Annotated in this window: 21 protein-coding genes and 2 tRNA genes; 8 read left to right on the forward strand and 15 right to left on the reverse strand. The window is 35.5% G+C overall.

Annotated elements, in window-relative coordinates:
• Positions 1–43: 43 nt before the first annotated feature.
• Positions 44–283 carry a DUF1232 domain-containing protein gene (locus JW962_02900; protein ID MBN1374256.1) on the reverse strand — a complete coding sequence of 80 codons (240 nt, stop codon included), beginning with the start codon at positions 281–283 and terminating at the stop codon, positions 44–46.
• Positions 284–347: 64 nt separating this feature from the next.
• Here JW962_02900 and JW962_02905 point away from each other — a divergent pair, with 64 nt between their 5' ends.
• Both JW962_02905 and JW962_02910 read left to right on the forward strand, forming a co-directional pair.
• Positions 348–953 (forward strand): hypothetical protein, encoded by a 606-nt coding sequence (locus JW962_02905; protein ID MBN1374257.1) that lies wholly within the window; start codon positions 348–350, stop codon positions 951–953.
• The gene (locus JW962_02910) at positions 946–1,719 is read left to right on the forward strand and encodes a nucleotidyl transferase AbiEii/AbiGii toxin family protein (GenBank protein ID MBN1374258.1); all 774 of its coding nucleotides are present in this window, start codon (positions 946–948) and stop codon (positions 1,717–1,719) included. The genes JW962_02905 and JW962_02910 overlap by 8 nt, the downstream gene beginning before the upstream one ends.
• On the opposite strand, the gene JW962_02915 is transcribed toward JW962_02910, so the two are convergent.
• The 5 genes from JW962_02915 to JW962_02935 form a co-directional block, all read right to left on the reverse strand.
• A complete protein-coding gene (locus JW962_02915) occupies positions 1,714–1,785 on the reverse strand; it encodes a hypothetical protein (GenBank protein MBN1374259.1) in 72 nt (23 codons plus the stop codon). The two genes, JW962_02910 and JW962_02915, sit on opposite strands and share 6 nt — an antisense overlap.
• Positions 1,786–1,883: 98 nt before the next feature.
• Entirely contained in the window at positions 1,884–2,270 is a 387-nt protein-coding gene (locus tag JW962_02920) for an NUDIX hydrolase (GenBank protein ID MBN1374260.1), read from the reverse strand.
• Positions 2,271–2,345: 75 nt separating this feature from the next.
• Positions 2,346–2,864 carry a hypothetical protein gene (locus tag JW962_02925; protein MBN1374261.1) on the reverse strand — a complete coding sequence of 173 codons (519 nt, stop codon included), beginning with the start codon at positions 2,862–2,864 and terminating at the stop codon, positions 2,346–2,348.
• 98 nt (positions 2,865–2,962) lie between these two features.
• Entirely contained in the window at positions 2,963–3,958 is a 996-nt protein-coding gene (locus tag JW962_02930) for an Ldh family oxidoreductase (protein MBN1374262.1), read from the reverse strand.
• 45 nt (positions 3,959–4,003) lie between these two features.
• Positions 4,004–5,017, reverse strand: coding sequence for an Ldh family oxidoreductase (locus JW962_02935; protein MBN1374263.1), 1,014 nt, complete (start codon positions 5,015–5,017; stop codon positions 4,004–4,006).
• Between the two features lie 135 nt (positions 5,018–5,152).
• On the opposite strand from JW962_02935, the gene JW962_02940 reads away from it, so the two are divergent.
• Positions 5,153–5,566 (forward strand): hypothetical protein, encoded by a 414-nt coding sequence (locus JW962_02940; GenBank protein MBN1374264.1) that lies wholly within the window; start codon positions 5,153–5,155, stop codon positions 5,564–5,566.
• On the opposite strand, the gene JW962_02945 is transcribed toward JW962_02940, so the two are convergent.
• Both JW962_02945 and JW962_02950 read right to left on the reverse strand, forming a co-directional pair.
• Entirely contained in the window at positions 5,558–6,223 is a 666-nt protein-coding gene (locus tag JW962_02945) for a hypothetical protein (protein ID MBN1374265.1), read from the reverse strand. The genes JW962_02940 and JW962_02945 overlap by 9 nt on opposite strands.
• A 78-nt stretch (positions 6,224–6,301) precedes the next feature.
• The gene (locus tag JW962_02950) at positions 6,302–7,351 is read right to left on the reverse strand and encodes a virulence RhuM family protein (protein MBN1374266.1); all 1,050 of its coding nucleotides are present in this window, start codon (positions 7,349–7,351) and stop codon (positions 6,302–6,304) included.
• Between the two features lie 212 nt (positions 7,352–7,563).
• Here JW962_02950 and JW962_02955 point away from each other — a divergent pair, with 212 nt between their 5' ends.
• Complete coding sequence (locus JW962_02955; GenBank protein ID MBN1374267.1) at positions 7,564–7,776, forward strand: hypothetical protein; 213 nt, start codon at positions 7,564–7,566, stop codon at positions 7,774–7,776.
• Positions 7,777–8,512: 736 nt separating this feature from the next.
• On the opposite strand, the gene JW962_02960 is transcribed toward JW962_02955, so the two are convergent.
• From JW962_02960 to JW962_02975, 4 genes are all read right to left on the reverse strand, one after another.
• Entirely contained in the window at positions 8,513–8,941 is a 429-nt protein-coding gene (locus tag JW962_02960) for a hypothetical protein (GenBank protein MBN1374268.1), read from the reverse strand.
• 250 nt (positions 8,942–9,191) lie between these two features.
• The gene (locus JW962_02965) at positions 9,192–10,022 is read right to left on the reverse strand and encodes an Ldh family oxidoreductase (GenBank protein MBN1374269.1); all 831 of its coding nucleotides are present in this window, start codon (positions 10,020–10,022) and stop codon (positions 9,192–9,194) included.
• Positions 10,023–10,499: 477 nt separating this feature from the next.
• The gene (locus JW962_02970; protein ID MBN1374270.1) at positions 10,500–11,543 is read right to left on the reverse strand and encodes a P1 family peptidase; all 1,044 of its coding nucleotides are present in this window, start codon (positions 11,541–11,543) and stop codon (positions 10,500–10,502) included.
• Positions 11,544–11,722: 179 nt separating this feature from the next.
• Positions 11,723–11,797 (reverse strand) — tRNA-Asp (locus tag JW962_02975).
• A gap of 146 nt (positions 11,798–11,943) precedes the next feature.
• Between JW962_02975 and JW962_02980 the strand changes: the two genes are divergently transcribed.
• On the forward strand, positions 11,944–12,513 hold the full coding sequence (locus JW962_02980; protein ID MBN1374271.1) for a methyltransferase domain-containing protein: 570 nt from the start codon (positions 11,944–11,946) through the stop codon (positions 12,511–12,513).
• A gap of 77 nt (positions 12,514–12,590) precedes the next feature.
• Here JW962_02980 and JW962_02985 read toward each other — a convergent pair.
• Both JW962_02985 and JW962_02990 read right to left on the reverse strand, forming a co-directional pair.
• Positions 12,591–12,664 (reverse strand) — tRNA-Ile (locus tag JW962_02985).
• Between the two features lie 175 nt (positions 12,665–12,839).
• Positions 12,840–13,361, reverse strand: a complete 522-nt coding sequence (locus JW962_02990) for a hypothetical protein (GenBank protein ID MBN1374272.1) — start codon at positions 13,359–13,361, stop codon at positions 12,840–12,842.
• A gap of 107 nt (positions 13,362–13,468) precedes the next feature.
• On the opposite strand from JW962_02990, the gene JW962_02995 reads away from it, so the two are divergent.
• Together JW962_02995 and JW962_03000 are read left to right on the forward strand one after the other, a co-directional pair.
• On the forward strand, positions 13,469–13,618 hold the full coding sequence (locus JW962_02995; protein MBN1374273.1) for a hypothetical protein: 150 nt from the start codon (positions 13,469–13,471) through the stop codon (positions 13,616–13,618).
• The gene (locus JW962_03000; GenBank protein ID MBN1374274.1) at positions 13,593–14,225 is read left to right on the forward strand and encodes a hypothetical protein; all 633 of its coding nucleotides are present in this window, start codon (positions 13,593–13,595) and stop codon (positions 14,223–14,225) included. The genes JW962_02995 and JW962_03000 overlap by 26 nt, the downstream gene beginning before the upstream one ends.
• 284 nt (positions 14,226–14,509) lie before the next feature.
• Here JW962_03000 and JW962_03005 read toward each other — a convergent pair whose 3' ends face one another.
• Complete coding sequence (locus tag JW962_03005; protein MBN1374275.1) at positions 14,510–15,031, reverse strand: hypothetical protein; 522 nt, start codon at positions 15,029–15,031, stop codon at positions 14,510–14,512.
• A 109-nt stretch (positions 15,032–15,140) separates the two neighbouring features.
• Between JW962_03005 and JW962_03010 the strand changes: the two genes are divergently transcribed.
• Entirely contained in the window at positions 15,141–15,485 is a 345-nt protein-coding gene (locus tag JW962_03010) for a hypothetical protein (protein ID MBN1374276.1), read from the forward strand.
• Positions 15,486–15,491 lie beyond the last annotated feature (6 nt).

Consider the following 15,491-nt stretch of genomic DNA (forward strand, 5'->3'; position numbering starts at 1 on the left):
AATACAAATTTGTATTATATTGTAAATAAACGTTATTGTTTTGTCAAGTATTTTTCCTTTGGTTATACCATCTTCTAAAAAGCTCAATTGCAAATAAAACTGAATCGTCGGTTTGACCGACAAACGGTGTAAAGTCCGGGATTATATCAAGCGGCCAGATAAGATAAATTATGGCGACGATTAGTAGCCAGTTTTCTTTAAGAAAGTTTTTAATCTTCATTTTTCCAATATACTCCATCACGATTAAATACATATTATCATGCCTGTGATTAAACCGCCACATTTGACAAAAGGCTTTAGATTGTGATATTGTTTCTGTAAGTAACTAAATACAGTAACAAAGAGAAATGAGATACGTTGATTTAAAGACAAAACTGAAAGAAATTGTTGTATTTAGTCTTAACGATATAAGACAATGGGATCCTTCTTTCTATAGAAATCGGTTAATTGAATGGTTAGATAAAAGATATATAATCAGATTACGTCGAGATAGATATATGTTTTCTGATACTGATATCTTTGAATCTAGGCTTTTTCATATAGCGAATCGAATATATTCTCCTTCTTATTTATCACTTGAAACGGCATTATCTTATTATGGACTTATTCCGGAAACTGTTTATTCTATAACCTCAGTTACCACAAGAAAGACAAACGAATTTGAAAATAATTTGGGGAAATTTATGTATAGAACGGTAAATTCAAACTTATTTTGGGGTTATGACATAGTGCATGGCTCTCAGGTTGCAGAAATAGAAAAGTGCATTTTAGATTATTTTTATTTGAATCCAAATATTGATAATGAATCTGATTTTTTTGAACTAAGGTTTAATGGTGAAGATTTTTTGAAAAGATACTCAAAGGAAAAGTTTAATAAATATCTTAAAATTTTTGATAATAAGGCATTAAATAGTAGAGTAGATAAATTCATGAGGTTTTTAAAAAATGCTTGATATTAAAGATATTGCAAAATATTTTGATGGAAGCCAGTATATAAGTCCTCGACATATGCTGAGGGAATATTTGCAGTATAAGATCCTAGATCTATTTGTAGATAGTAAAATTGGTAATAAAATATCATTTCTTGGAGGTACGTGTATTCGAATTGTACATAATAGTTTTAGATTTTCAGAGGATCTGGACTTCGATAATTTTAGTTTATCTTATGAGGAATTTATTGAAGCTTCAAAAACAATAAAGCGAGGTTTAAGCCTGGAAGGATTTGAAGTTGAAATCAGAAATATCAAAAAAGGAGCATATCATTGTAATATTAAATTCCCAGAATTACTTTATAAAAATAAACTTACTCCATTGCAATCAGAAAAGATTCTGATTCAAATTGATACTTTATCACATGGCTTTACCTATAAACCCGATGTATTTTTACTTAATAAGTTTGGTGTTATAAGAAATATTTTAGTTACACCTACTGACATTCTTTTAGCTCAGAAAATTTACGCATTGTTTAATAGAAAGCGTCCAAAAGGTAGGGATTTTTTTGATGTGATTTTCTTATTAGGTTTCACAAAGCCTAATTATGAGTATCTTGATTACAGACTTAATATTAATAAGCCGGTTGATTTAAAGGGGTACATTTTAGAAAAAAGTGAAGGTTTAGATTTTAAAGCTCTTGGAAAGGATGTTTCTCCATTTTTATTAAACTTAGAGGATGTAAGAAAGGTTGAAAGGTTTAGGGATGTGATTGGGAGTGTTTTATAGTGAATCGTCAACCTGACCAACAAGTGGTGTGAAATCCGCGATTATATCAAGCCGGCCAGATAAGATAAATAATTGCCACTACTAGTAGCCAGTTTTGTTTTAGGAAGGTTTTCATGTACTAATTGTACTATAAATTCGTGGATTTTAGTAAATTTGCGGTGATCTTACAGTAAGTCGCTCATATGCAAATCTTCTATCAGCTTGTCGTAGTTATACGCATATTCCAGTTTTTGAGCTTCTGTAAACGAAAACCAGCCAAACTGTGCGACTTCACTTTCTTGGGGAACTATTTTCCCTTTGCCGATGCCTATGAAAATATATGTGTCTGGATCTACAAAGGTAATTGGCTTAAAGACCTTTGTGATTGTAAATTTTAGGCCAACTTCCTCTTTGGCACCTCTGACAACGGCAATATCTGGGGATTCGCCTTCTTCGACAGTCTCATTTATGGGATTCCATTTCCCGGGTTCAGAATAGTCTGTTAGTGGTCGTTGAGTTAGTAATATCTTTCCATTTTTTATTATGACTCCGCATGCATGTAATTCTTTCATGGTCTATTATAGCATTATATTTTGTTTTTCTCACTAGCTCTAACATACATATACATTGTACACAATCACATATTATTATGAATCCCGCATACTTTTGCCATTTTCAAGTTCGTCCATTAAAGCAGGAGTTATTTCTTTAAGCAATGTATGCCAATCTAAACCAGGAAATTGCATCTCTGGCTCTATATAACTCCAGTACCAAAGCCGAGGTTCGTCGCCCGCCCCTATGTAAATGATGTGTCCAGGTCTTGGAATACATGGTCCTTCTCTGTCGGGAATATATTCGCCTGTTTCAATATTTCTAACTGGCTCAATATGGAAGGATTCAGAGTCTACAAGTTTAAGGTTGGGCTGGGTACCGATCCATTTACCGTTAGGAAAATACATTCTGACTATTGCCCATTCATAGCCGGCTGCAGAAAAATGACCAATACATCTTGTTATACAGAGTGGTTTTTCACGAAATGATGTTTCCGAGTCAAATTTCTTGGAGGTCGCAAGATTATCCCATTGGATTGTTCTTCCAATAGTATAGTAATCGGGGTGTGGTAAACCATCATTTGAAAAAGGGGCTGTAGTAATTTCTATGGACATATGGTTTAGGCTTAACGCTTAATGAAGTATGATACTATGGGGTGGACTGATTGTCAATGGTAAAAGTTATTATATCTTTCTCCACTCGCGGCTATATTTTAGCCAAGAAGAAGTTTAAGCTCTTCGTATAGTTTATCGTTTAGCTCAAGTTTTCCTGATTTTAGGCAGGCCTGCCTAAGTTTTTGCGATTGCTCTCCTGGATAAAATATCTCTTTTACGCCTTTTTGCTTTGGAGAATTCTTAACTTCATTTATTAAAGATTCAACATCAGCTTTAAAGTCTTTTATGGATCGAAATATGGTTGGATCTATAAGAATAAAGAAAGAACCCCAGCCGCCTTTAATATTGTAACCGCATCGGGAGGTTGTTAATGCTCCCCCAAGGATTTCCACAATAAATGCGATTCCCGAGCCCTTGTGATCGGCAATAGGTAGTAACCCACCTTCCATTGATGCTTCGGGACTATTTGTTGGGTTCCCGTCTTTATCGATTGCAACGTTATCGGGTATTTCCTTTCCTTCGGCCTTTGCGAGAAGTAAGTGACCCCATGTTATTTTGCTTGACGACATGTCTAATATCAAAGGTATCCCGTTTGTTGGAATTCCAACGGTAAATGGATTTGTTCCAAAGATTTCTTTTATTGAGCTAAATGGTACAAGTCCACCCGGTGAGTTATTGAACCCGATAAAAATAATGTTATTTTCGGTGGCTTTGCGTGCATACTGTCCGATTAATCCCGAAATTGGTGCTGTATTTGTTACCCCAACGGCAACAATTCCAGATTCTTTTACTTTGTTAAGTCCTAATTCAAGTGCTTTATTTATAACATAAAGGCCTGGTTTCTTTTGTCCGTTAACTAATATTGATACGGGTGTTTCTTTTTCTATAAAGATATCTTTTCCGCCTACAATGATTTTACCCTGCTGAACTTTTTCTATTAAAACGGGTATGCGTATAAAGCCGTGTGTTTTTTTGTTTGTGAGCTCGCCTTCAAGACAATTTTCGATACAGTACTGTGCTTCTTCTTCTGAAAATCCGGTTTTTGTCAATATTTTGGTTCCTAGGTCTGTTGCTTCTTTTATTGATATGATCATGGATAATGGTTTTTATATTAGCTACTTTTCGCTTAGAACACGTAATTATTTAGTAAGCTCGATGACTTTTTGCCAGATTTCGTCATCAACGTCAACAGTTCCTAATTCGGTTGCTTTTCTTAATCGTTCAAGATTATTATCTCCAGGTACAAGAACCGTTTCTCCTTTTTTAGGCTTTTGATTCCTTATAACTATATTAAACTCCGATACTTCTTTCTTAAATGAATCTGTGGAATTAAATGCATTAATATCAATCACGATTAAAAACCCGCCGTGTTCTTCATTTACATAGGTTGGATTCATTTTATTACTTAATTTTGCCCCAACCAAAGCTCCTGTCATTACTTCAATAAGGTAGTTAATGTTATACCCTTTATAATTTGCTCCCATTGGAAGAATATTTGAAGTTCCATCTTCGGCTAAAGCTTTGTTTACATCCCTTGTTACATTTCCCTCGCAATCAACTGCTGAATTTTCACGCAGTTCTTTATTTTCTTTTTTACAGTTACGTATTTCAAAGTATGGAATTTGAGAAGTTGCCATGTCTATAACAATCTCTCCTTCATTTGCTGGGAAAGCGTATGAAATTGGATTGGTTCCTAAAAGTCCTTGTGTTCCGTTAAATGGGATAACTCCTGATGGACCTCCATTATATCCAGCAATGGCAAAATACCCTCTTTTGGCAAGACCTTGAGTCCACGTGTGAAGCGTATGCATTCCTCCTGAGTTATCAAGTCCTAAAATGGAAATACCTGTTTTTTGAGCTTTTTCTATGAGTTTGTCATGAATCCATTTAATTTTAAAAGTCATTGGGAGGTTATGAAAATCAAGATGTAGTAAGCTTGGAAGCTCCTTTTTTACTTCTATTTCATTTCCTTTGTATTTTTCTTGTCGCTCTGTATCTGAAATAACTTCGTCTTTTAATACATTACATCTTGGATGTTTTCTAATGTATGCTTCAGATATTTCCTCTGCAAAATATTTTGCCTCTTCTGATGAGACGTACTTAAGGGCAATTATTTGAAGATTAGTTTTTAGCTCGGTTATGCTTACTTGCATTTTTAGTGAGGTTAAAACTTAGCTAATATGTTTTATTGTACATCCGTTACATGGATAATTAAACACACTAGAAGAGGACATATTTACAATGATTTGCGATATAATAGCAGGTGACGTTATTTAAATGATGCTGGTATGGCACTTTCAATCTTTCATTTGGATGGACAGGACATAGCTGTTAGTTATATTTCGGAGAGTGAAGTATTTTCTGGAGTTATTTGTGAGGTTTATACCATTCCTTCGGCTAATGGTAAATATGATCTTGGGGTTATTTATATAGATGCCGGTAAGGAAACTCCCCTACAGCGTGTTCTTAAGGGTAGCAAAACTGTAGAAGGACATATTAGTGGAAAAGGGAAACTTTTAATTAATCAGGGTTCGGACGACGAGGTGGTTTATGAAGTTAGCGATGATATGAGTGAGCCATTTCAGATTGAGGTTAAAGTTGGTCAAACTATGAAGTGGATTGCGAATCCGGAATCAAAGCTTACCGTTTATGAAATTTGCTACCCTCCTTATGAGGATGGTAGATATGAGAATTTAGAGTAGCGTTGAGAGTGGGTTTAGTGATTTTACTTTTACAAAGACCGCCCGTTTAAAATATTGGTTGTCTGTTGAAAAGCAGATGATTTTTATACTATCTTTCGTTTGATTGATGATAGCTCTTTTGTATCCTGCTGAGTTGAAAAACGCCTCATGCTCTTCCGGATAGATAGTATATCTCCATCCTATATCCACCATGTTATCAGTTATAAAATATGCTTTACCCTCCCACACAAACGTTGCTTCATTATTTTCAGGAGAATTTCTCACCTTAATTTGAAATTGATCTTCTTTCGAAAGAATGATCGTAGCATATGCTTGTGGTTTGCCTTTAAGAGAATAGTAATCCTTGAGGTTCTTGATTTCGCCCGTCTTTTTATCTTTCTCTAGGGTGTCAGTCATATATCCGAACTCCTCGTATTCCCCCTCCAGTAAAATGCGTTTCTTGATCTCCGAGAAGGCCGTGTAAATTTTTTGTGAGCCATCAACAGAAAGTGTAGTCAATATAGATAGCAAAATCACTCCAACTACTTTACCTGCGAAATTATCTTTATCCAAGGGATCACTAAATATAATGCAAGCAAGAAGACCAATAAAGACCAGTGATGTTCTCACAATGGGCCACCACTTGAATTTCCACAGTTTGAGTAATGTTTTTGCCATTCCTTATTTTTCTTGTTTATAGTTGTATTAATTGTCGTATTTTACTATAAACCACAATGGGAAACAAAAGAGAGAGATTTAATCTTTGGACGACTTAATTTTTGTCTTTAGGTCATCTTGTAGTTTCTTTATTAGTTGCTTTTCAAAGTCGCTTTCAATTTTTTGTGTTTTATTAAATTTAATATATTCAGAAATTGCTTTATTTTGAGCGATATTCATTGAAATCGAGCCCTTCCCATCTAAAATCTTGTACTCATTAAACTCAAGAAACTTATCAACACTCTTAGCAAATTGTACCATTGTCAACGTTTTCTTGCTCTCAATTACGTTTTCAATATAGTCGAAGAAGCCGGAAACAGCTCGCTCAAGTTTTCTTATCTCTTTTTCTGACAAATAGTTCTTGGCAACCACTATATCGGATTTTAAAATACGTCCTTTGGGTGAATCTTTCCAAGTAGTTAAGCCCATGTATGGTTTCTTTTTATCGGCGTTAGAATGAATAATCTCTGCTGCGGTTTGTCCGGTTATAGCATAATGAAATTTGTTTTGAATCGTTGCAAAAAAGTCCTTTGTGATACGTGAGTTTGGATTGTAATCAATACTGCACTCCTGGAAAATGTCTGTGATTTGAAGATATATTCTACGTTCGCTTGATCGAATTGATCGGATACGCTCTAAGAGTTCTTTAAAATAATCCTTGCCGAAGTACCTGCCATTACTCAACCTATCATCGTCCATTGCAAATCCTTTGATTATGTACTCTTTTAGTCGTTCTGTTGCCCAAATTCTAAATCTTGTTGCTTGTGAAGAGTTAACCCTATAACCGACCGAAATTATTGCATCGAGGTTATAAAACTCGATTCTTCTGGAAACTTTGCGCATTCCCTCGTTTTGAACTATCCGGAATTTCCGGATGGTTGAATCTCGTTGTAATTCTCCGCTTAAATATATGTTTTTTAAATGTTCGTTAATTGTTCTAACGTCAACACCGAATAGATCTGCCATTCTCTTTTGAGTTAGCCATATGTTCTCATTCGCAAAAAATACCTCCACCTTGATTTCTCCATCTGGTGCCGTATATAACAGGAATTCATTTAGTTCTTGTTTTATTGAAAGAGTATTCTTCATTAATTTTGAAAATTTTTACGTAAATGCTTGTTAAAAGCCACTCCTGCCTTCTGTATTCTACTACAAACCACATCGAGAAACAAAAAGAGATTAAATAAAAGAAATAAAGTTTGTTATTTCCTACTGAATTTATTGCAAATTATTGTCAGTGGGTTTTGACTAGACACAATATACGATATAATAATAGCTGATGTTATTTAAATCACTCTTGTATGACACTTTCAACCTTTAATTGGGATGGACAGGATAGAGTCATTAGATATATTTCGAAAAGTGAAGTAGTTCCCGGAGTTACTTGTGAGGTTTATACCGTTCCTTCCGCTAATGGTGAATATGATCTTGGGATTATTCGTATAGATGCCGGCTCAGAAACTCCCCTACAGCGTGTTCTTAGCGGATCCGGATTCAAAGCTTACTGTTTATGAAATTTGCTATCCTCCTTATGAGGATGGTAGATATGAAAATTTTGAGTAGGTTTGAATAAAAGGATTAACCAGGGCGGGCGCCTGTTCGCCTCTGGCGAGGAATCAGGCTTCGAACTTTTTTCAATCAAAAACCTCTTCTAAAGTCTTGTACATTTTTTTGCTGTGACATTTCCCCATTTAGGATGTTCAATCATTCTTCTTTATTTTATATACATCCCTACATTCAAAAAATCGATTAGCCAGAAAAGATTTACAACATACTCTGTTATTTTTAGTATTGTTCCTTGAAAAAAGCTAGGATTATGATAGTTTAGAATAATACTACTTACGAGTATAACAATTGGAAGATCAAAAAATAATATGTTCCCCCAAAAATATTTTTTAGCTTTATGAGACAGTTGTAACGAATATAATCCTGAACCATGAGAAAGAGTAAGTGACAACAGGAATGGTCTTGATAATATTTTCGAAGAATATTCTTTTTGATTCATATAATTGCTATCACAGTTAAATTTTAAGGAGATATTGTTCCTACTCAACTTGGAGAGTGGAACTTACCTTGAGCCCTTCGATATTGCGGTCAAAAACAGACATGTGTTCGTTAAACGGGGCGGAACCATTAGCCTCAATTTTACTTAAAATTAGTTTAGAGTGAATCCGTTTGGGAGATACGAGTTTCCAAAGGCAAGTTTTAAGGTTAATTATCTGTTTTTATTATAATAATATTTTTCTGTATTTAAGAAATCCATGTCGGGATCGATAAAAAAGGATCTTTGTCGTGTTGAATTCTATAATGTTTCTGTCCAGATTCACACATTGGTCCACAATGAATATGTCGCTCTTCAACCTCGACTTCTTCTACATATCTATCAGATACTTTGTCATATACCTTTACAGTAGATAGTTCAATAAGATCTCCGATATAATAAATCGAGATTTCCGATATAATTATTTCGTTTGTAGTTAAGCCTTGCTCTTCAATATATTGTTTTATGTTTTTTGATTCTTGACTATTATACTTAACCTCGTTTAAGTAGTTAATAACGTCTGAGTAATTAAATGTTAAAATTACGTATTCAGATTCATATATCACCGTTTTGATTTCATCAACAGGATTTAAGTTAATTGTTTTATAGGTGACTTCTATCTTGTTTTTTATTTTCACCAAATAATTGGAAATAAAAAGAACTCCAAGCAATATAAAAAGAAGAATGAAAGCTATAGCTAGCAATGGGAAGTATTTATGCGACGAAAATTTGGGGAGTTGAGACTTCATAACTGCATTTGTCAAACACTTAAAACGGAGCGGACGGGATATGGCTCGAACTTTTAGTTTTGATTTTATGAAAGAATGGTGTATTGAGAATCCGTTTTGGAGGTATAAGTTTCCGGAGTTGAGTTTTAATTATGATTATTTAGTTATCTAGAATTTTAACTTTATTCCAAATGTCTTCTTCAATTTCAACCATTCCAGATTTATTAACTTCGTCAAGTCTATTAAGATTATTATCTCCTGGCACAATGACATGTTCTCCTTTTTTTGGTCTTTGTTGGCGAATTTCTCTGTTGAACTCTGAAATTTCATTTTTAAAAGATTGAATACTGCCGAAAGCCTCAATATTTATTACTATAATGAATCCTCCATGATCCTCATTTACATATCCTGGATCCATCTTGTTGCTCAACTTAGCCCCTACAAGAGCTCCAGTCATTATTTCAATTAGATAGTTTATATTATACCCTTTGTAATTGCCGCCCATAGGTAAAATATTTGAAGTACCGTCTTCTGCTAATGCTTTATTTGCATCTCTAGTTACATTTCCTTCTGTATCAACCGCTGAATTTTCTCTTAAATCTTTATTATCTTTTTTACAATTACATATTTCGAAATATGTGATCTGGGATGTGGCCATGTCAACGACGATTTCTCCTTCTGACGTCGGGAAAGCGTATGAGATCGGATTCGTTCCAAGTAATCCGCAGGTTCCATTGATGGGGACAACACCCAAAGGACCCCCATTATATCCTGCTAATGCAAAATAACCTCTCTTTGCAATTCCTTGTGTCCATGTATGAAGTGTATGCATTCCACCTGAATTATCAAATCCAAGAATACTAATCCCTGTTGTACTTGCTTTTTCTATGAGCGTATCGTGAATCCATTTTATCTTGAATGTCATTGGAAGATTATGAAAGTCTATGTGTAATAGGCTGGGCATATCTTGTACGATTTCTATTGCATTCATCTTATATTTTTCTTGTCGCTCTGTATCCGATAGGATCTCATCTTTAGTACATTTGATCTAGGATATTTTCTGACATAAGCTTCGGATAGTTCTTTTGAAAAGTACTCAGCTTCTTCTTCGGAAACATATTTTAGTGCTACTTTCCGTAGTTTATCTTGCAACTCATCTAATTTAACTTGCATTATTATTGTTTTACAAATTATTTATATAACTGTTAAATTATAGCACAAATCGTTTTGGCTCGAACTGTCCAAATGTTGAGAAAATCGAGTACTAATAATACTAACTGAGTAATACAAAGAAACCATGTCCGTTCACCCCAAAACACAAAAATGCTGATATTACGAGGATATTTTAAGCTGGCGGGGTGGACGGAATCAGGCTCGAACTTATAGTTTCAACTTTTTAAGAGATGGTCGTTACAGAATCCGTTTTGGAGGTATGATGTGCCGAAGGTGAGTTTTGAGATAGACTTACTTAGTTATAGTCTGTTAGAGATAAAATCTTTTTATTGAAGGTAAGATCTGAGTCTATGGTTGATGCATTCCTTATTGCATCATAAATACTTTCTCGAACGGCAGATATTGCAGATTGAGCTAGAATATCAACTTTAAATTTCCACCATTCTCCATTTTCAATACTTTTACCTTCATCTGAAAATGGGAAGTCAACTTCTTGAGTAGAAAAAACAAAAACAGTATCTCCATCGAAAGAGGTATTAATAGGGTCTATTGCTCTAGCCTGACCAATATGCACTAATTCTGCAATACGAGTTAAATCCTGTTGGAGAAAATCAAGTTTTAAATTTGTTCCTACGATACTTATCGTAGTATTACAAGTATAATAATCAGAAAATCCTTTGAAAGTTCTAAATTTAAAGTCGGAATTGTTGTGTCTGTTACCAGCAATAATCTCTCCTTTCTCATTAACTACATTTCCCAGGGCATTAACAACGGACATAGCAGTTACAATACCATCTTTTCCAATCTTTTCACTAGCATGTCCTAGACCACCTTTCATTGCAAGAGAAGTTTTATCATCTAACCACGAGAACTTTCCAACCGATGCTCCATATCCAGCACCAATATTTCCACTTTGAACAGGTTTGCTTGAGATGTTTTCCACTACTTTGAGTCCAAGTTTATAGTCAAGCTTCGTAGAATGAATTCCAAGTGAACTGATCACGGCACCCACAATGGATGGTTTGTAAACAGAGTTATTTTCAAAGCCAATCTTTAATTTTGAAAGACCTTCGTTTATGTAGCTTGAAAAGTTTAATCCATCATGTCCACCATCAGCTATATATATTGCATGTCTCAAATAATAGTTTTTGTCTAAAGATAGATTTGTAGTATTGTAGGTTACAGATGCCCCTCCTTTTGAAACACATGCTACATTGAGTGGTTTAGGAAATACAACTAGTGTTAACCCGTACTGCATATTTCCATCTTGTACATTTCCAACACGAACTCCGCTTAGCTGTGTTAACGAATTGTTTTGGAAGTTTTTATTAGAGTCCATACAGTTGATTATATCATTTTTAAAAGTATTTATGCTCGAACTTTAAATACTCCCTTAATAACAGTAGAAGATTGATATATCCGTGGATGTAAGTTTCATATTAAGGAATTCGGCTCGAACCGAGAAAATGCTTATTTATCAACAAGAAATCGTCATTTTTTAGAGGTATGTTCGTTAAACGGGGCGGACGGGGATCGAACCCGCGACCTTCCGCGTGACAGGCGGACGTTCTAACCAAACTGAACTACCACCCCATTTTGTGGTAACAGTATTGTAAAAGAAAATCACCAAATCCGCAAGATATGCTAAAATAAAAATAGCTAAGGTAAGTTCAGCTACATTTGTATAGACCCTGTTTTTAAGTAACAAAGGGTTAATAAACCATTTATCCGATATCGGTGTGCTGCGCTCCCCTGCTCTTAAAAGGGCGCTTAAGGCTATCGATAGAGCCCACTTTGTTCCGGTGGCAGAAAAAGACTATGCATATGCCGATATGCCGTTACACGTGTCCAGTGGGCAGACAATATCCCAACCATACACCGTTGTTTTTATGCTCGAGCTTTTACAGGTTAGGCCTGGAAACACAGTTTTTGAAATAGGCTACGGTTCCGGATGGCAAACAATGATTCTTTCAAGCCTTGTCGGAGATAAAGGTCATGTGGTAGCCGTGGAAGTTCGAAAGGATATGGCAAAGATTGGCGCTTCCAACATTGATAAATACAATCCTTCGAATGTTGAACTTGTCGTAGGAAACGCAATTACAGCTGCAAATTCTTACGATAAGTTCGACAGAATAATCTCAGGAGCTGCTTTTGATGGAATTCCGGAGGTATTAGACCAAAAGTTAAAGGATGACGGAATCGCTATTGTCCCTACTCAGGATGGAAACGTTGTTAAACTAACAAAACTTAAGGGTACTCTTGGCACAGAAACTTATGAAGGGTTTACCTTTGTTCCCATAGTTCAGTAGGACGTGAAATTGTGAATAGTAATATGGGCGTGCCTGCCTGTCTATCGACAGATAGAGACTCGGACCTATATTTCATATGGGCGTGCCTGGACTCGGACCAGGGACCCCAGTCTTATCAGGACTGTGCTCTAACCAGCTGAGCTACACGCCCCTAACGAAATTAGGGTGTGGCAAACCTTTTAAGCTGCCTGTCCGCCTCTGGCGGAAGCTACACGCCCCTAACGGTGATTACTATTATCGGGACTTGTGTATTTTATGGGAATTCTTGCGAAAGTGCAAGCAGAGGTGGATTAAGTTAATGAGTATTTCACCATTACATATCTTAATTAACTGGTAACCATTTGTAAACATCTGCGGTTTCGGCCTTGGTTGCCTCTTCCCGGTTTATAGTCGGTAAATATAATCTGGTCATCGGTGAATATATCCTTCATTAGATCTTCGAAGAGGGCTTGTGCAGTTTCAATTCCCAAGGAAGGATCAGTTAAACTTATTTGAGGGAAAAAGTAATAACCTGCGGTTGCAAGATTTTTGGGATAATCGGAAAGATTACATTTACCTATAGGGATAGAACGTGAAAGTGGCTCCTCTATATTCAAAAGAAATGTGTGGTCTTTGTATTTGAAATTGATCAGTTTGACAAGTTCTAGATTTGTAAATGGTCTTGGTCCGATATCGATAACCCTATTGGTTGCAGCTTCGCCTAATGCTCCCCGTGCTAAAACTGCGTTATCGTGCGGAACTATTTTTTGAATACTTTTGAATCCTTTGATTTCTATAATGTTTGTATGTTGTTGCCCATTAAAGCCTCGACGCGACATTTTGGTGGTACTGCCAAAATTATCTTTCATTATACACAGTTTTTGTACAAAAGGTAACTGTAATTATAATTGCTGGTTGTTCTCACAGGTGATATAATATGCGATCTAAACCAAGAGGTGATTTTATGACAGAAAAAGTGAATGTGGATGTTATCCCAGCCGAGCATGAACCGTTATCATTTGATGAAGCTAATCAGACAGCTTTAACTGATGAGCTAATACTTTGGCTTTGTGAGCAATCATGGCTTCCTGAAATAAAAAATGGAAATGGACAACTGGTCGTGTGAGCGTCTTGAGACCTGCAATGAAATTGGATGGCTTGAGAATTATTCTAGACGCCTTGATGCTGGGTATAAGCAGGCCCAGGAAGAGTTTAATCGGGTATTTGATTTGAGCGAGGCATTTTCTCGTGCTGATTGTATCCTTAAACAATTTTATCTTGATTGCAGAGAAATTATTGGTTCGTATGCATCTCGTACGATAAGATTTGGTGAGATACAAACTAGAGCAAGTATGAAAGTGATCGTTGATTTATACTGGGCAAGAACATTAGACTCTTTGAAGCCTTTACATTTAACAGAGGATCAGGTAGTCCATATTCTTCGATTGTTAGCTAAACGTGGGATCGATCCTACTTTAGTTGATTGGATGCCTTTTAATGAAGAAGAGTTTGTTCGTTTGTATGATAAAGTAAATTTTGAACTAATTATTGAAGAGGTTGTTCCAGAGGCTTTAACAATTGAAGATGATTTGGAAGAATGTGTAGAACGAAGTTGTTCATATAGTGAGGAGATTAGAATGGTTAGTGAACGATTAGCTTTTCTTAACCAACGCCTTGATGAGTTAGAAAGTTACAAGGGATACCCCGTCTCACTAGTATTCAAGAAACAGTAGAATTATTGCTAAACCGTTGGTATTGGATTAATCGAACGGTACAAAATGGTGAAGCAACATATGAAGATGAGATTACCAAGTTTTTCGTGGTAGAGGGTTCTGGCCCTGAAAAATGTAAACTTGTTGCAGAATTTATTGTTTCGACACTACGTAAGCTATCCCAGGAGTAATGCTAGCTATTTTCCCTACCCAACCAACGCAATCTTCACTTGACTATACAAGAATACCCATGCAGGAGCTTGAAATTTACCTTGTCGAATATGTACTTGATAAATGACAAAATGCTAGTTATTACCGTTAAAAATATCCTTATACATTCGCCACATAATATAAAATCCGAGAATAACCTGAGCAATATAGTAAGGCACGACCATAAATGAGGGTAACCCAAACGGATTCCAGCGATAAAGCTCGTACACCTGGGGCACGCCATATTTTTCATATAGAATGTAAGGGATCCACGTTATTATACAGGTTCCCATTAAAAGCTGCGAAATTGCGTGAATAAAAATAATAAGCATAACGCCAAGAAGTAGATAATCACCTAAATGTCTTGTTTGCTTGGGGAAAAGACCACGGCAACATGCCGGTATAACTAAAGTCCATCCAAGTATAGTTACGACTTCATGAAAGGTATCGGTTGCCTTGCCGAATGATTGCACAAGTGTTTTGGTATCGGTCGTATTTATGTTTATTAAAAACTCAAGCCCCCAGTAGCCAAAACAAATTAATAGAAACACACCGGTCCATTTGGCAAGCGTAGTTAAAAATGCTGCAAACTCTTTTGACGTTATATTGTTTTTCATAATTACATAATTTTGTCACACAAAATTAATTCTATCAAGTTTGTAAGTGGGATTTTTAAAATATTTGTAAACAAGGTAAACTAGAAAAGTTAAGTTAATCACACTTTGCATGAAGAAAACCTGGAAATATGCATATAACATATTATTTTGGGTATACATAGTTTTTTTTATAGCAATGTCGTTCGACATTGACATCAAAGACAACTTCTGGAGAGGCGTAGGAGGCTTTTTAATTCACAATATTCCAACAGTAATACTTTTGGTTGCTCATTTCGCCACAATAAAAAATTATAAGGTTCGTAGCATATTGTTTTTAATACTTGCAATTGCTTCCGTAATATTCTTCAGAACTTATATAAATCTGGCTGTATTCCTGTATGTTACTGTCCCAATACTTGCACTAAGCGGATTCTCCTATATTCAGAGTAAAACGATCATAAACCCAAATAACTAAGCTAAA

The organism is Candidatus Dojkabacteria bacterium (assembly GCA_016927995.1).
GTDB lineage: Bacteria > Patescibacteriota > Dojkabacteria > JAFGLO01 > JAFGLO01 > JAFGLO01.

Excerpts from the sequence above, each read along its gene's own strand:
- JW962_02970 (MBN1374270.1), bottom strand. The coding sequence starts at position 11,543 with ATGGACTCTAATAAAAACTTCCAAAACAATTCGTTAACACAGCTAAGC.
- JW962_03005 (MBN1374275.1), bottom strand. The coding sequence starts at position 15,031 with ATGAAAAACAATATAACGTCAAAAGAGTTTGCAGCATTTTTAACTACG.
- JW962_02900 (MBN1374256.1), bottom strand. The coding sequence starts at position 283 with ATGTGGCGGTTTAATCACAGGCATGATAATATGTATTTAATCGTGATG.
- JW962_02950 (MBN1374266.1), bottom strand. The coding sequence starts at position 7,351 with ATGAAGAATACTCTTTCAATAAAACAAGAACTAAATGAATTCCTGTTA.
- JW962_02945 (MBN1374265.1), bottom strand. The coding sequence starts at position 6,223 with ATGGCAAAAACATTACTCAAACTGTGGAAATTCAAGTGGTGGCCCATT.
- JW962_02965 (MBN1374269.1), bottom strand. The coding sequence starts at position 10,022 with ATGAATGCAATAGAAATCGTACAAGATATGCCCAGCCTATTACACATA.
- JW962_02940 (MBN1374264.1), top strand. The coding sequence starts at position 5,153 with ATGGCACTTTCAATCTTTCATTTGGATGGACAGGACATAGCTGTTAGT.
- JW962_02955 (MBN1374267.1), top strand. The coding sequence starts at position 7,564 with ATGACACTTTCAACCTTTAATTGGGATGGACAGGATAGAGTCATTAGA.
- JW962_03000 (MBN1374274.1), top strand. The coding sequence starts at position 13,593 with ATGGAAATGGACAACTGGTCGTGTGAGCGTCTTGAGACCTGCAATGAA.
- JW962_03010 (MBN1374276.1), top strand. The coding sequence starts at position 15,141 with ATGAAGAAAACCTGGAAATATGCATATAACATATTATTTTGGGTATAC.
- JW962_02920 (MBN1374260.1), bottom strand. The coding sequence starts at position 2,270 with ATGAAAGAATTACATGCATGCGGAGTCATAATAAAAAATGGAAAGATA.
- JW962_02930 (MBN1374262.1), bottom strand. The coding sequence starts at position 3,958 with ATGATCATATCAATAAAAGAAGCAACAGACCTAGGAACCAAAATATTG.
- JW962_02990 (MBN1374272.1), bottom strand. The coding sequence starts at position 13,361 with ATGAAAGATAATTTTGGCAGTACCACCAAAATGTCGCGTCGAGGCTTT.
- JW962_02905 (MBN1374257.1), top strand. The coding sequence starts at position 348 with ATGAGATACGTTGATTTAAAGACAAAACTGAAAGAAATTGTTGTATTT.
- JW962_02910 (MBN1374258.1), top strand. The coding sequence starts at position 946 with ATGCTTGATATTAAAGATATTGCAAAATATTTTGATGGAAGCCAGTAT.
- JW962_02925 (MBN1374261.1), bottom strand. The coding sequence starts at position 2,864 with ATGTCCATAGAAATTACTACAGCCCCTTTTTCAAATGATGGTTTACCA.
- JW962_02935 (MBN1374263.1), bottom strand. The coding sequence starts at position 5,017 with ATGCAAGTAAGCATAACCGAGCTAAAAACTAATCTTCAAATAATTGCC.